Raw genomic sequence first — 14,262 nt, forward strand, 5'->3', positions numbered from 1 at the left:
TCACTCTCGGCTCGTGAACGAGACGCCCCGCCTGACGGCGAGGCCGATCGTCAGGACGTTGCGCCCTGCACCGCCATCGCCAGCTGCTCGGCGGCGACGTCGCTGGGCATGTCGCTGTTGACGAAGGAGGAGATGATGTCGAAGACGGCGTTCTTGACCGACGCCGGCGCGGCATAGCCGTGCGCCATGCTGCCCATCAGCGTGTGGTTCTCGGCCGCGGCCTTGACCTGCTCGTAACCGCTCTGGGCGCAGGCGTCCAGCTTGTCGGCGGAGAGGTCCATGCGCGCAGGCACCGAGCCCTTGATCTGGCTGAAGGCGATCTGGAACTCCGGCGAGCCGATGATCGTGGCCATGATCTGCTGCATCTTCTGCTGCTGGGCGTCATCGGTATCGAACATGATCATCAGGTCGCTGTTGAAGGTCACGGCGTCCTGCGTGCCCGGGGTGCGGAAGCACATGAAGTCCTTGCCCGGCTCGAGATTGGCATTGAGGAACTCGCCCTTCGCCCAGTCACCCATGATCTGGTAGAGCGCCTTGCCGTTGATCACCATCGCCGTGGCCAGGTTCCAGTCGCGGCCGGGCGAGTTGTCGTCCTTGTACTGCAGGAGCTCGCGCAGATGGTCGAACGCCTGGGCCATGGTGGTGGAGTTCAGCGCCTCGGGATCGAGGTCGATCATCGCCTTGCGGTAGAAGTCGGCGCCCCCGGTGGCGAGCACCACGTTCTCGAACACCGTGGTGTCCTGCCATGGCTGGCCGCCATAGGCCAGGCCGGTGTAGCCCGCGTCCTTGGCCTTCTTCAGCGAGGCGATGAAATCGTCCCAGGTCTTCGGCTGCTCGATATCCAGCTCATCCATCAACGCCTTGTTGGCCCAGACCCAGTTGGTCGAATGGATCTCGAACGGCGCGCCGATCCAGTGGCCATCGTACTTGGCGAATTCCTGCAGCGGCTGCGGGAAGACCTCGTCCCATTTGCCCGCCTCGGCGACCTCGTCGAGCGAACTCAAGGCGTCGCGTTCGGCCCAGTCCTGGGCATCGTAGCCGAGCACCTGGGCCGCCGTCGGCGGATTGCCCGAGGTGATACGCGAACGCAGAACGGCCATGGCGTTGGTGCCGGCGCCGCCCGCCACCGGCATGTTCTTCCAGCCGATCCCCTGATCCGACAGCCCATCCTTGAGCGCGCCCAGCGCCTTGGCCTCGCTGCCCGAGGTCCACCAGTTGAGCACCTCGACCTCGCCGTTGGCGGCGGTATCGGCAGCCAGCGCACTCGCCGGCAGCGCCAACGCAAATGGCAGCAGAGCCAGTCCCAGGCAATTCATGACGATCTTGTTTCGATTGGCGTGCATCCCTTCGATTCCTCTTCTTGTTGGGGAGCGGTATCTCGTTCTTTTACGAAACGGCCCACTTTATTCGATGCCTCGGTGGGGTGATCGCGACTATTGCGCAACCGCTTTTGCCTAACAATACAACCATGGACGCACGCCCAATCACCCCGAATCCATCTGGCCGCCGCCGTTGCGCATGGTGGTGCGGTTTCCAGGCGGGGAGTCTTGGGCTCTCAATCCTAAGTCGTATCGACCAATGCGCTATATCGCGACTGGCCGATGTCGCGGTCGATCCGCGCATGGGGAGATAGCGACCGCGCCAAGGGCAGACAAAAAAACGGCTCACCCCGAAGGATGAGCCGCTGATTCGGCGGGTCTGGATGAGAGACTCGGTACTAGATATCCAGATTGGCCACCAGCGCGAAGCGCTCGATGAAATCGCGACGCGGCTCGACCTCGTCGCCCATCAGGGTGTTGAACATCTGATCGGCGGCGACGGCATCCTCGATGGAGACCCGCAGCATACGCCGTGAGCCTGGATCCATGGTGGTTTCCCACAGCTGGTCCGGGTTCATCTCCCCCAGCCCCTTGTAGCGCTGGATGCTGAGCCCGCGCTGCGCTTCAAGCATCAACCACTCGAGGGCGTCGTAGAAGTTGTCGATCGGCTTCTGGCGCTCTCCGCGCGCGATATAGGCGCCCTCTTCGATCAGGCCGTCCAGGGTCTCGCCCAGGTTGGCCAGCGCGCGATAGTCGGTGCTGCGGAAGAAGTCGATACCCCAGACATAGTCCGTGGTCACGCCGTGAGCGGTCAGCGCTACGCTCGGCATCCACAGGCCACGCTCGGTGTCTTCCTGCAGCTGGAAGGTATAGCGCGGGCCACCCTCATGGGCGATCAGCGAATCCATCGCTACCTGGAGTTCGTCGATCCAGTTCTGCATGGTGTTGCGATCGTCGAGATTGGTTTCGTCGAGCTTGACCGCATGGACCATCTTGCGCAGAACGGCGTTGGGATAGACCCGCGACAACCGATCGATGCGCTTCATCACATCACGATACTGATTGACCAACGCTTCCAGATTTTCGCCCGCGATTCCCGGCGAGTCCGCATTGACGTAGAGCCGACCACCATCCAGCGCCGTGGTGGTGAGGTAATCGGTCATCGCCTGCTCGTCTTTCAGGTACATCTCCTGCTTGCCGCGCTTGATCTTGTAGAGCGGCGGCTGGGCGATGAAGACGTGGCCGCGCTCGATCAGTTCCGGCATCTGACGGAAGAAGAACGTCAGCAGCAGCGTGCGGATGTGCGAGCCGTCGACGTCGGCATCTGTCATGATGATGATCGAGTGATAACGCAGCTTGTCCGGGTTGAACTCCTCACGCCCAATGCCGCAACCCAGTGCGGTGATCAGAGTGCCCACCTCGGCGGAAGAGAGCATCTTGTCGAAGCGCGCCTTCTCGACGTTGAGGATCTTGCCCTTCAGCGGCAGGATCGCCTGGGTACGACGATCGCGACCCTGCTTGGCGCTGCCGCCAGCCGAGTCGCCCTCCACCAGATAGAGTTCGGAGAGACCGGGATCCTTCTCCTGGCAGTCGGCCAGCTTGCCGGGCAGTCCAGCGATATCCAGCGCGCCCTTGCGCCGCGTCATGTCGCGAGCCTTGCGCGCGGCTTCCCGGGCACGGGCGGCATCGATCATCTTGCTGACGATCGCCTTGGCCTCGTTGGGATGCTCGATCAGGTAGTCGGAGAATTGACGGCTCAGTTCCTGGTCGACCGCTGTCTTCACCTCGGAAGAGACCAGCTTGTCCTTGGTCTGCGAGGAAAACTTGGGATCCGGCACCTTGACCGAGATGATCGCGGTAAGACCTTCACGGGCATCGTCGCCGGCGGTCGCCACCTTGGCCTTCTTCTGGATCTCTTCCGCTTCGATATAACTATTGAGCGTTCGCGTCAGCGCCGCGCGAAAGCCCGCCATGTGGGTGCCGCCGTCGCGCTGCGGGATGTTGTTGGTGTAACAGAACACGTTCTCGACAAAGGTGTCGTTCCACTGCATGGCGACTTCAACGGCAATGCCGTCGTCGCGCTGCATCTCGAAGTGGAAGACCGGGTTGATCGTGGTGCGATTGGTGTTGAGATGATCGACAAACGCCTTGAGACCGCCTTCGTAGTGGAACACCTCCTCGCGCCCGTCGCGCTCGTCGACCAGACGAATAGCGACACCGGAGTTCAGAAACGACAGCTCGCGCAGGCGCTTGGCGAGAATGTCGTAGTGGAACTCGATGTTGGCGAAGGTCTCGCTGGACGGCTTGAAGCTGATCTGGGTACCGGATTTCTCGGTATCGCCGACCACGCTCAGCGGCGCCTGCGGCACGCCGTGGTGATAGATCTGTTCGTGAACCTGGTTGTTGCGCCAGATAGTCAGCTTGAGCTGTTCCGAGAGCGCATTGACCACCGAGACCCCCACGCCGTGCAGGCCACCGGACACCTTGTAGGAGTTGTCGTCGAACTTACCACCGGCGTGCAGCACGGTCATGATGACCTCGGCCGCGGAGACGCCCTCGGCGTGGATGTCGGTCGGAATGCCGCGGCCGTCATCGGAAACGGTAATCGACTCGTCCGGATGGATGACGATCCGGATCTCGCTGCAATGACCAGCCAGCGCTTCGTCGATGGAGTTGTCGACGATCTCGAACACCATGTGGTGCAGCCCGGTACCGTCATCGGTATCGCCGATGTACATGCCGGGGCGCTTGCGCACCGCGTCCAATCCTTTGAGGACCTTGATGCTCGATGAATCGTAGGCCTGTTCGCTCATTGCTCACTCCATGGTGAAATCATTCCGAATGCAGCCGCCCGCCGGCCAGTTTCGATGCCACGACATCCGTTTGTGGCTGCCAGACGTCGGCCAGCGCCTCGCGATCGACGCTGGTGATGAAGACCTGGCAGTTGAGTCGCTCCAACCATTGGCAGAAGATCCGCCGATGATCGCCGTCGAGCTCCGCCGGCAGGTCGTCGATCAGGTAAAGGCAGGTGCCTCCCGTCAACTGCTCGAGCAGGCGCCCCTGGGCCAATTTCAGCGCGCTGACGACCAGCTTCTGCTGACCGCGCGACAGCACCTCTACCGCGGGATGGCGGCCGACGCGAATGCGCAGGTCGGCACGCTGTGGCCCCTGCTGGGTGAAGCCCATCTGGCAATCGGTATCGCGCCCCATCTCGAAGACATCAAGCAGTGCCCGCTGCCGATCCCATCCCCGCGAGTAGCGTAGCGTCAGATCCGGCAACGGCAGCAGCGCTGCCAGGGTCTCTTCGAATACCGGCACGAAGCGCGTCATGTAGCTCGCGCGCAGCCCGTCCAGACGCTCGCTCCAGTGGGCGAGTTCACGCTCCCAGACATGTATCGACTGGACGTCGATTCTATCATGTCTGAGCAGGGCATTCCGATGTTTCAAGGCCCTTCTGACACGCTTCCAGCTGTCCAGAAACTCCCGCTCGGCATGGAATACGCCCCAGTCGAGGAACTCGCGTCGGGCGGCCGGCGAGCCTTCGAGAAGACGGAAGGCATCGGGGTTGATCAACTGCAGCGGCAACGCCTCGGCCAACTGGGTGATGCGCGCGGCGCGTTCGCCATTGACCCGCAGTTCGAGTTCGGCGCTATCGCGGCGGCGGCGTACCCCGACCGGCAGTGGCGGATCGCCAGCCACCCGCCCGAACAGCGTCACCTCGTCGGCATCGTGGTCGATCAGCGACTTGAGCTTCTGGGTCCGGAACGAACGCGCCATGCCGAGCACGTGGATGCCCTCCAGCAGCGACGTCTTGCCGCTGCCGTTGGGCCCGGTGATCAGATTGATATGCGGCCCCGGCGTCATCTCGAGCGCTCCCAGATTGCGCAGGCCGTGGAAACTCAACCGATCGAGCGGCATGGCACTTGACAACTCATGGCAAGAGACGAGAGGAAACGCCCGGACCGCGGGCAGCGTGGAAAGAAGCACCCGAACATTTAACCGCCGAGATGGAAGAAGTTGGCGAGCGACGATCAGGCGCGGCAAAAATCGGCGAACCAGCGGAGCTTATGTGGGTATAAGTGAGCAAGGTTCGCCGGTTTTTAACAAAGCATGATCGAGCGCAGCCACTTCCCTGCACTCAGAGGCGCATCGGCATGACGACGTAGCGCGCATCCCCACCGCCCGGCTCTTCCATCAGCGCCGAACTGTTGGCATCCGAGAGCGTCATCTGCATGCGATCGGAGTCCAGTACATTGAGTACATCGATCAGATAGCCAACGTTGAAGCCGATCTCCAGTGCGTCGCCCGAGTATTCGATACTGACGTTCTCCTCGGCCTCTTCCTGCTCGGGGTTGTTGGCCATCACCTTGAGGTTGTTCTCCTCGAGGTGCAGGCGCACGCCGCGGTACTTCTCGTTGGAAAGGATCGCCGTACGCGCGAGGTTTTGACGCAATTCGCCGCGCTCGGCGATGAATACCTTGTCGCCGCCCTTGGGAATGACCCGGTCGTAATCGGGAAACTTGCCATCGACCAGCTTGGAAGTGAACGTGAATTCGCCGGTGTTGGCGCGGATGTGATTGGAACCCAACATCAGTTCGACCGGCTCGTCGCTGCCGTCGAGCAGACGCGTCAGTTCCAGCACGCCCTTGCGCGGCACGATCAGCTTGCGTGACGCCTCCATCTCGATGTCGGCGCTACGTTCGCAGACCGCCAGACGGTGGCCGTCGGTGGCGACCGTCCGTACCAGATGGTTGGCCAGTTCGAGCAGCATGCCGTTAAGGTAATAGCGCACGTCCTGCTGGGCCATGGCGAACGAGGTCGAGTCGATCAGATACTTCAGCGTGCCGCGCGGCAGCGACAGCGTGGTGTCGTTCTGTCCGTCTTCGATATTGGGGAACTCGGCCACCGGCAGCGTGGAAAGCGTAAAGCGCGAACGTCCGGCACGCAGCACGACACGGCCGTCCTCCAGCGAGAAGCTGATGTCGGACTGATCCGGCAGCGATTTGCAGATATCCATCAATTTGCGTGCCGGCACCGTGACGGAGCCTGGCTCGTCAACCAGCGCCGGCGTGGCACGGCCGATCAATTCCACCTCGAGATCGGTACCGGTCAATGCCAGTTGTTCGTTCTGGACTTCGATCAGCACATTGGAGAGCACCGGCAGCGTCTGGCGGCGCTCGACCACCCCGGCCACCAGCGTCAGCGGGCGCAGCAGGGCTTCGCGAGAGATGGAAAATTTCATTGGGGCTCCGTTGTTGGTTCAATAAGCCTGAAGTTGAATCCGGTAACCGGTGGATCGCTTTGGGACATGGGACGGACGAAACAAGCCGTCGGGCCGCGCTATCCCATTCTTGCCGTGCCGGACGTCGCTAGCAATCCCCGCGGCCAGGGAATTCGTCACACATCGACTCAACTGGTCAGCAGTCGCATCAGATTCTTGTAATCCTCGCGGATATCCGCGCTCTCTTCCTTGAGTGCCACGACCTTGCGACAGGCGTGCAGCACCGTCGTGTGGTCGCGGCCGCCAAAGGCATCGCCAATCTCGGGCAAGCTGTGGTTGGTCAGCTCCTTGGCCAGCGCCATCGCCACCTGGCGTGGACGCGCCACCGAGCGTGAGCGGCGTTTGGAAAGCAGGTCGGCCAGCTTGATCTTGTAGTATTCCGCCACCGTGCGCTGGATATTCTCGATCCCAACCTGCTTGTCCTGCAGGGCCAACAGATCCTTGAGCGACTCGCGGATGAAATCCTGGGTAATCGGCTTGCCCATGAAGTGCGAGTCGGCAATCACCTTCTTGAGCGCCCCTTCCAGCTCGCGCACGTTGGAGCGGATCTTCTGGGCGATGAAGAAAGCCGCATCGTGCGGCAGATCGACCTCGGCCTGATCCGCCTTCTTCATCAGAATCGCCACGCGGGTTTCCAGTTCCGGCGGTTCGATCGCTACCGTCAGCCCCCAGCCGAAGCGCGATTTGAGGCGTTCCTCGACGCCGCTGATCTCCTTGGGATAGCGGTCCGAGGTCAGAATCATCTGCTGCCCCCCCTCGAGCAGAGCGTTGAACGTGTGGAAAAACTCTTCCTGGGAGCGCTCCTTGCCGGCAAAAAACTGGATATCGTCGATCAGCAGCGCATCGACACTACGATAGAAACGCTTGAAATCATTGATCGCGTTGAGCTGCAGCGCCTTGACCATGTCGGCGACGAAGCGCTCCGAGTGGAGATAGACCACCTTGGCATTGTCTCTGAGACCCGCGAGATGGTTGCCCACGGCGTGCATCAGGTGAGTCTTGCCCAGACCCACGCCACCGTAGAGAAACAGGGGATTGTAGGCCCCGCCAGGGTTCTCGGATACCTGACGCGAGGCGGCGCGTGCCAGTTGGTTCGACTTACCCTCGACAAAGGTTTCGAAGGTGAAATTGGGATTGAGTCCGCTGCCATGCTTGAGGCTGCCCTCGACCTGAACCTGGCGCTCGCTGCCCCGCCGACCGCTCTCCTCGCGTTCACGCGCTCGATCGAGCTGCTTCTCTTTGGTCGCCTCGTTTGTGCGCGGGCTCGTCAGTACTCCCGGCGCTGTGGATCGCTGAGGCTGGCGGCTCGGAGCGGAAACCGGCGCCCCCAGATCTCGCGGCGACACCGCCGCGGCACGTCGACTCCCCACCGTCAGATGAACCTTGGGAGGCTTGCTGCTGGACGCAACCTCGCGCAACAGTTCGTTGATCCGCTTCAGGTATTTGTCGCTGACCCAATCACGGACGAATCGATTGGGGGCCAATAGACAGAGTTCGTCCACTTCGCCGTCCTCCGCCTGCAGAGGACGAATCCAGGTATTGAATTGCTGAGAGCTCAACTCATCCTGCAGCGAGTTCAGACATTGTTGCCAGAGAGCGACAGACACACGACCTCACCGAACGTTGAGAGAATAGAGAATAGAAAAAACGGCCGCACATTGTAGCGTCGGCCTGCCAGGTTATCCACACGAAGTCGACTTTCGAGCAATTGTGGATAAGTCACCCCGCGCGGCTGATGATGCTGTGGATGCCCATGGTAATTGCCGTGAACAAAGTGGTACGACCGATCTCGCCGTCTGGTAGGCGATCCTCACCCTGTGCACGGGTCATGCGCAACTTACCCACAACCAAAAAAATATATTAACGTAATGATATTAAAGAATATAATCTTGTTATCCACAAAGGTTATCCCCATCGTTAACCACATGGTGTGATTGACACTCTCGAGGAACTTCGATCTCGTTCCTCGATCCGGTTGCCGGCATCGCCACGAAAATCGTCGATGGCTGCCCACGTTACCGGTCTCCAGCCAAAGGCGTGACGGGTGACGATTCACTCACAAAGGGGTGTGGATAATTCACGGAAAAATTGCACCCGAACCGCGGATTCACTAGAATTCCCGCTCTTGAGTCGAGTGAGCCCGCTTCCCGCAAACGCGTCGGGCATCCCGCTTCAACCAGTTTTCTTTAGAAATCAACTAATTGGGAATTAGCAGCTATGAAACGCACCTTCCAGCCCAGCGTTCTGAAGCGTAAGCGCGTCCACGGTTTTCGCGCCCGCATGGCCACCAAGAACGGTCGCCAGGTCATTGCCCGTCGCCGTGCCAAAGGCCGTAAACGCCTGAGCGCCTGATCGGACGCCGGGTGTCCGATCAGCGTTTTCCCCGGCAACTGCGGTTGCTGAATGCCGGGGACTACAAGCACGTCTTCGACCACGCTCCCTACAAGGTCCATGGTAAAGGATTGCTGGCGTTGGCCCGACCCAACGCGCTGGGCCATCCACGGATCGGGTTGATCTTCAGCAAGAAGAACGTGCGCCGTGCCGTCGACCGCAATCGCCTCAAGCGCCTCGTGCGCGAGTCCATTCGCCATCAACAGCATCGTTTACCGGCAGTGGATATCGTCATACTCGCGCGACGAGGGGTACATGAGCTGGATAACGCCAGCGTCACCCGCCAGCTCAATGGCATGTGGCGACGCCTGGAGAAGTCCGCTCGCCAGATGCGCCAGATGCGTCAAGACGTTTCGTCTTCCTGATCGGACATCCCCGCGCCGAAGGCCGGGGAGCACCGGCGAATCTCGCCGGTCGATCGCCGATGCCCGGCGCCCACTGACCCATTCCCTTACCGGGCAGACCCCTATATGGATTTGAAACGACTCCTTTTCGTGATTCCGTTGGCCGTGCTGGCCTACCTGCTGATCATGCAGTGGAATCAGGACTACGGTCAGCACGTCGTGAACAACCCGGCGCCGGAGATGGCGGCTTCATCGGGTAACGGCGATGACGGCGAGGGCAATGCCCTGTCCGCGCCGACGGACAGCAACGGCAATGCCAAGCCGATTCAGGACGACATGCCTGCTGGCGCCGATCCGGCCAAGGGCAGCAACCTGATCCAGGTCCAGAGCGACGTACTGGACCTCCGTATCAATCCCAACGGCGGCGATATCGTCTACGCCGCGCTGTTCGGTCATGACCAGGCGCTCGACTCCAACACGCCCTTCGTTCTGCTCAGCGACAACAACGTGCGTAGCTACGTGGCCAAGTCGGGGCTGCAGATCGAGGGCCACTCCGGCCGGATCCCGTTCACCGCCGACCAGAACAGCTACCAGCTCAGCGAAGGTGAAGACTCGATCAATGTCGACCTGCATGGCAGCGTCAACGGCGCCGATATCATCAAGCGCTTCGTCATCAAGCGTGACGATTACGCGGTCAAGGTCGAATATCTGATCGACAACAAGAACCAGCAGCCGGTCACCGCTCGTTTCATCGGCCAGTTGGCACGTGACCAGAGCCAGGATCCGACCAACGGCTCCGGTGTCGGCATGCATTCGTTCCTGGGCGCCGCGTTCTCCTCGCCGGACGAGAAGTACAGCAAGGTCGACTTCGAGGATATCCGCAAAGGCAACTTCCAGAACCGCGACGTGAAAGGTGGCTGGGTCGCGATGATCCAGCATTACTTCACTTCCGCCTGGGTCCCGAATCCCGATCAGCAGAACCTCTATTACGGCAACGTCGATAATCGCGATCGCACTGTCGCCGCCTTCGCCGGCCCCAACCAGACCATCGAGCCCGGCCAGCAGGCGACGCTCGCTGCCACCCTGTTCGTGGGTCCGAAGGTCCAGGATCGCCTCGAGGCAGTGGCACCGAACCTGGAGCTGACCGTCGATTTCGGCTGGCTGTGGTTCCTGGCCAACCCGCTGTTCTGGCTGCTGGAGAAGATCCATGGCCTGATCGGCAACTGGGGCTGGTCCATCGTCCTGCTGACCGTCTGCGTCAAGATCGTACTATTCCCGCTCGCTGCCAAGGCCTACAAGTCGATGGCGCGGATGCGCAAGATGGGCCCGGAAATGAAACGGCTCAAGGAGCAGTACGGCGACGATCGCCAGCGCATGTCGCAGGAGATGATGAAGTTCTACCAGAAGGAAAAGATCAATCCTCTGGGCGGCTGCCTGCCAATGGTGATCCAGATGCCGGTGTTCATCGCGCTCTACTGGATGCTGATGGAGTCCGTCGAACTTCGCCACGCGCCGTTCATGCTGTGGATCAACGATCTATCGGCCAAGGATCCATACTTCATCCTGCCGATCATCATGGGCGCCACCATGTTGCTGCAGCAGTTCCTGAACCCGACACCGCCGGACCCGATGCAGGCGAAGATCATGAAGATGCTTCCGGTTGTCTTCACCTTCTTCTTCCTGTGGTTCCCGGCCGGTCTGGTGATCTACTGGATCGTGAACAACTCGATTTCGATCCTGCAGCAGTGGTTCATCACCAACAAGGTGCTCAAGGAGGATGCCGACAACGGCAAGGCCGTGAAAGCCAAAGGCTGACACTGATCTCCCTCGCACCTCCAGACCCCCGCCCCGGCGGGGGTCTGGCGTTTCAGGGTCTGGCTCTTCAGCACTGGTATTCCACCGAGCGGCCCCGGACAATGCCCGCCAAGTCGGCCACCATATCGATTCTCGGAGAAGCCCATGAACGCGCCGTCCCCCTCTACCAACGCGCCGCTTTACCGCCAGGACACCATCGCGGCACTGGCCACGCCTCCAGGACGCGGCGGCGTCGGCATCGTCCGTGTTTCGGGGCCGTCGGCAAAGGCCCTGGCGGAGCGCATTCTCGGGCATCATCCGACCCCGCGTTACGCTCACTACGGGCCGTTCCAAGGTGATGGTAATGTCATCGACGAGGGTATCGCCCTCTACTTCCCCGGCCCCCACTCCTTCACCGGCGAGGACGTGCTGGAGCTCCAGGGCCACGGCGGTCCGGTGCTGATGGACATGCTGCTGGAGCGCTGCGTGCAACTGGGCGCACGGCTGGCCCGGCCGGGCGAGTTCTCCGAGCGCGCCTTCCTCAACGACAAGCTCGACCTGGCCCAGGCCGAGGCGATCGCCGACCTGATCGACGCCAGTTCACGGGCCGCCGCGGAAAATGCCCTGCGTTCGCTGCAGGGCGAATTCTCGCAGCGCGTGTCGCAGCTGGTCAGCGAGTTGATTCAACTGCGTCTCTACGTCGAGGCCGCGATCGACTTCCCCGAAGAGGAGATCGACTTCCTCGCCGACGGCGTGGTCGCCGCCAGGCTGGCAACGCTGCGCCAGACGCTGGAAACCGTCCGTGCCGCCGCCAATCAGGGTTCGCTGATGCGCGAGGGCATGAACGTGGTGATTGCCGGGCGGCCCAATGCCGGCAAGTCGAGTCTGCTCAACCGGCTGACCGAGCGCGACAGCGCCATCGTCACCGAGATCGAGGGAACCACTCGCGACGTGCTGCGCGAGTACATTCATCTCGACGGCATGCCGCTGCACGTGATCGATACCGCCGGCCTGCGTGACACGCCGGATGCCGTGGAAAGGATCGGCGTTCAGCGCGCCTGGACGGAGATCGAGAAGGCGGATCGGGTGCTGCTGCTGGTCGACGGACGCGAGACGGCGTCGCTCGACCCCGCGGAAATCTGGCCGGAATTCGTCGAGCGCTTGCCCGACCCCGGCCGGCTGACGCTGGTGCGCAACAAGATCGACCAGAGCAACGAAGGTAGCGACTTCGACTTGTCCACAACGCCTCCGGTGATCCGAATCTCGGCAGAGACCGGCGTGGGTGTGGATAACCTGAAGACGCATCTCAAGGCGGTGATGGGGTTCGATGCCACCACCGAAGGTCGTTTCTCCGCCCGCCGCCGCCATCTCGATGCTCTCGACCGGGCGGCCCAGGCACTGGCCAACGGCACTGCCCAGCTCAAGGGCGCCGCCGCCGGCGAACTGCTGGCCGAGGACCTGCGCGAAGCCCAGCAGTCCCTCAACGAGATCACCGGCGAGTTCACCGCCGACGACCTGCTCGGAGAAATCTTCGGCAGCTTCTGCATCGGTAAGTGAATCGGCAATCGCGCCAGCCTAGCTCGACAAGGACTCCTGCAGCACGGATGCACGGATTCGGTCCTCAGCGGTGGCGGGATCGCTTTCGCTCAGGATCGCGCCGATCCGCTTCACAGCCTGCCGCGTCGCGGCGTCGAACAGCGAGTAGTTGAGACGCAGACAGCTGCGATATTTTCCGGTGGCCGAAAACATCACGCCAGGCGCGATGCGAATGCCTTCGGTCATCAACCGAGTATTGAGCGCAACCGTATCCACGCTGGCATCGCACTCCAGCCACAGCAGAAACCCGCCCTCGGGAAAGCTGATCCGGGTCGAGAGCGGAAAGACTTCGGCAATGAGATCGAGCATGGCATTGCGATTGCGCTGATATTGACGGCGCATTCGTCGTAGGTGCGGCTCGAAGTGCCCTTCCCGAATGAATTCGGCGACCGCCATCTGCCCCTGCGTGGCGGTGGAACCGGTTCCGACGTACTTCATGTGCAGGGCTCGCTCAAGATAGCGCCCCGGTGCCATCCAGCCAAGCCGCAGACCCGGCGCCAGCGTTTTGGAGAACGAACTGCAGAGCAGCACGCGTCCATCCTCGTCGAAGGACTTGATCGTGACGGGGCGTGGAAACGCATAGGCCAGATCACCATAGACATCGTCCTCGATGATCGCCACGTCGAAGCGCTGCGCCAACGCGTAGAGCGCCCGTTTGCGCTCTACCGACAACGTATAGCCCAGCGGATTGTTGCAGGTCGGCGTGACCTGGATAGCGCGAATCGGCCACTGCTCCAGCGCCAGTTCCAGCGCTTCCAGACTGATTCCGGTCTCGGGATCGGTGGGTATCTCCATCGCCTTCATGCCGTAGGCCCGGATCGACTGCAGCGCGCCGTAGAAACTGGGCGAATCCACGGCGATGATGCCACCGGGCTCGCACACCGCACGCATGGCGATCGAGATCGCTTCGTGACAGCCGGTGGTCACGACCAGCTCGTCCGGATGCAGCCGACAGCCATGGCCAACCGACAGCCGTGCTATCTCCTCGCGCAGTTCCGGGCGGCCGTGAAGCGTGTCGTAGTTGAGCCCGACCAGATCCTGACGACGACTGACGCGAGAGAGCGCACGCAGCAACGGTTTCAGCGTCGGTGCATCGATATCCGGCATGCCGCGCCCCAGGTGGAAAATCTCGGTGTCCGGCAGTATGCAGGTGCCTTCACGGACCTGCTCCCACTGCGACACTTCAACCGGGCGTTGGGCCGTGCGCCCGACCGGAGGCAGCGCCGGTCGCTCACGCTGCGGCGAGACAAAATAACCGGACTTGGGCCGCGCCAGGATCAGCTGTGCGTCTTCGAGCTGATGATAGGCTTGCTGAACCGTGGAAAGGCTGACCCCATGCGACTCGGCCAGCGCGCGCACCGACGGCAGGCGATCGTCGGGCCGATAGTAGCCCGCCTGAATACGCTCACGTAGATGATCGGCCAATCGTTCGTAGCGGTGCATAAGGCGTCTCCTTGAAGCTTTGCCCCATTGTGTATGGCAGAAAAATAGAGAGCACGATACAGATTCGAGCGAAATGCAGCATACAGACGATATT

The 14,262-nt window shown here is 61.6% G+C and carries 10 protein-coding genes; 4 read left to right on the forward strand and 6 right to left on the reverse strand.

Translation table 11 applies throughout. The features are described 5' to 3' along the window. Positions 1 to 50 precede the first annotated feature (50 nt). The 5 genes from F0A16_RS09170 to dnaA form a co-directional block, all read right to left on the reverse strand. Entirely contained in the window at positions 51 to 1,343 is a 1,293-nt protein-coding gene (locus tag F0A16_RS09170; protein WP_223119751.1) for an ABC transporter substrate-binding protein, read from the reverse strand. A 374-nt stretch (positions 1,344 to 1,717) separates the two neighbouring features. Next, on the reverse strand, positions 1,718 to 4,132 hold the full coding sequence (gene gyrB / locus F0A16_RS09175) for a DNA topoisomerase (ATP-hydrolyzing) subunit B (protein ID WP_149435090.1): 2,415 nt from the start codon (positions 4,130 to 4,132) through the stop codon (positions 1,718 to 1,720). Positions 4,133 to 4,151: 19 nt separating this feature from the next. Continuing rightward, complete coding sequence (gene recF, locus F0A16_RS09180) at positions 4,152 to 5,237, reverse strand: DNA replication/repair protein RecF (RefSeq protein ID WP_149435091.1); 1,086 nt, start codon at positions 5,235 to 5,237, stop codon at positions 4,152 to 4,154. 220 nt (positions 5,238 to 5,457) lie between these two features. Further along, positions 5,458 to 6,561 carry a DNA polymerase III subunit beta gene (gene dnaN / locus F0A16_RS09185; RefSeq protein WP_149435092.1) on the reverse strand — a complete coding sequence of 368 codons (1,104 nt, stop codon included), beginning with the start codon at positions 6,559 to 6,561 and terminating at the stop codon, positions 5,458 to 5,460. A 167-nt stretch (positions 6,562 to 6,728) separates the two neighbouring features. Next, on the reverse strand, positions 6,729 to 8,207 hold the full coding sequence (dnaA, locus tag F0A16_RS09190; protein ID WP_149435093.1) for a chromosomal replication initiator protein DnaA: 1,479 nt from the start codon (positions 8,205 to 8,207) through the stop codon (positions 6,729 to 6,731). 610 nt (positions 8,208 to 8,817) lie between these two features. On the opposite strand from dnaA, the gene rpmH reads away from it, so the two are divergent. The 4 genes from rpmH (at position 8,818) to mnmE (ending at position 12,686) form a co-directional block, all read left to right on the forward strand. Then, positions 8,818 to 8,952, forward strand: coding sequence for a 50S ribosomal protein L34 (gene rpmH / locus F0A16_RS09195; RefSeq protein WP_019019264.1), 135 nt, complete (start codon positions 8,818 to 8,820; stop codon positions 8,950 to 8,952). Between the two features lie 11 nt (positions 8,953 to 8,963). Further along, positions 8,964 to 9,356 carry a ribonuclease P protein component gene (gene rnpA / locus F0A16_RS09200; protein ID WP_149435094.1) on the forward strand — a complete coding sequence of 131 codons (393 nt, stop codon included), beginning with the start codon at positions 8,964 to 8,966 and terminating at the stop codon, positions 9,354 to 9,356. Positions 9,357 to 9,461: 105 nt separating this feature from the next. Next, the gene (gene yidC, locus F0A16_RS09205; RefSeq protein WP_149435095.1) at positions 9,462 to 11,150 is read left to right on the forward strand and encodes a membrane protein insertase YidC; all 1,689 of its coding nucleotides are present in this window, start codon (positions 9,462 to 9,464) and stop codon (positions 11,148 to 11,150) included. 144 nt (positions 11,151 to 11,294) lie between these two features. After that, on the forward strand, positions 11,295 to 12,686 hold the full coding sequence (mnmE, locus tag F0A16_RS09210) for a tRNA uridine-5-carboxymethylaminomethyl(34) synthesis GTPase MnmE (protein ID WP_149435096.1): 1,392 nt from the start codon (positions 11,295 to 11,297) through the stop codon (positions 12,684 to 12,686). An 18-nt stretch (positions 12,687 to 12,704) separates the two neighbouring features. On the opposite strand, the gene F0A16_RS09215 is transcribed toward mnmE, so the two are convergent. Further along, positions 12,705 to 14,168: an aminotransferase-like domain-containing protein gene (locus tag F0A16_RS09215; protein WP_149435097.1), complete on the reverse strand. Its 1,464-nt coding sequence runs from the start codon at positions 14,166 to 14,168 to the stop codon at positions 12,705 to 12,707. Positions 14,169 to 14,262 lie beyond the last annotated feature (94 nt).

The sequence above is a fragment of the Salinicola corii genome (assembly GCF_008298015.1).
In the GTDB taxonomy this organism is placed as follows: Bacteria; Pseudomonadota; Gammaproteobacteria; order Pseudomonadales; family Halomonadaceae; genus Salinicola; species Salinicola corii.

Excerpts from the sequence above, each read along its gene's own strand:
- F0A16_RS09170 (WP_223119751.1), bottom strand. The coding sequence starts at position 1,343 with ATGCACGCCAATCGAAACAAGATCGTCATGAATTGCCTGGGACTGGCT.
- gyrB (WP_149435090.1), bottom strand. The coding sequence starts at position 4,132 with ATGAGCGAACAGGCCTACGATTCATCGAGCATCAAGGTCCTCAAAGGA.
- recF (WP_149435091.1), bottom strand. The coding sequence starts at position 5,237 with ATGCCGCTCGATCGGTTGAGTTTCCACGGCCTGCGCAATCTGGGAGCG.
- dnaN (WP_149435092.1), bottom strand. The coding sequence starts at position 6,561 with ATGAAATTTTCCATCTCTCGCGAAGCCCTGCTGCGCCCGCTGACGCTG.
- rpmH (WP_019019264.1), top strand. The coding sequence starts at position 8,818 with ATGAAACGCACCTTCCAGCCCAGCGTTCTGAAGCGTAAGCGCGTCCAC.
- yidC (WP_149435095.1), top strand. The coding sequence starts at position 9,462 with ATGGATTTGAAACGACTCCTTTTCGTGATTCCGTTGGCCGTGCTGGCC.
- mnmE (WP_149435096.1), top strand. The coding sequence starts at position 11,295 with ATGAACGCGCCGTCCCCCTCTACCAACGCGCCGCTTTACCGCCAGGAC.
- F0A16_RS09215 (WP_149435097.1), bottom strand. The coding sequence starts at position 14,168 with ATGCACCGCTACGAACGATTGGCCGATCATCTACGTGAGCGTATTCAG.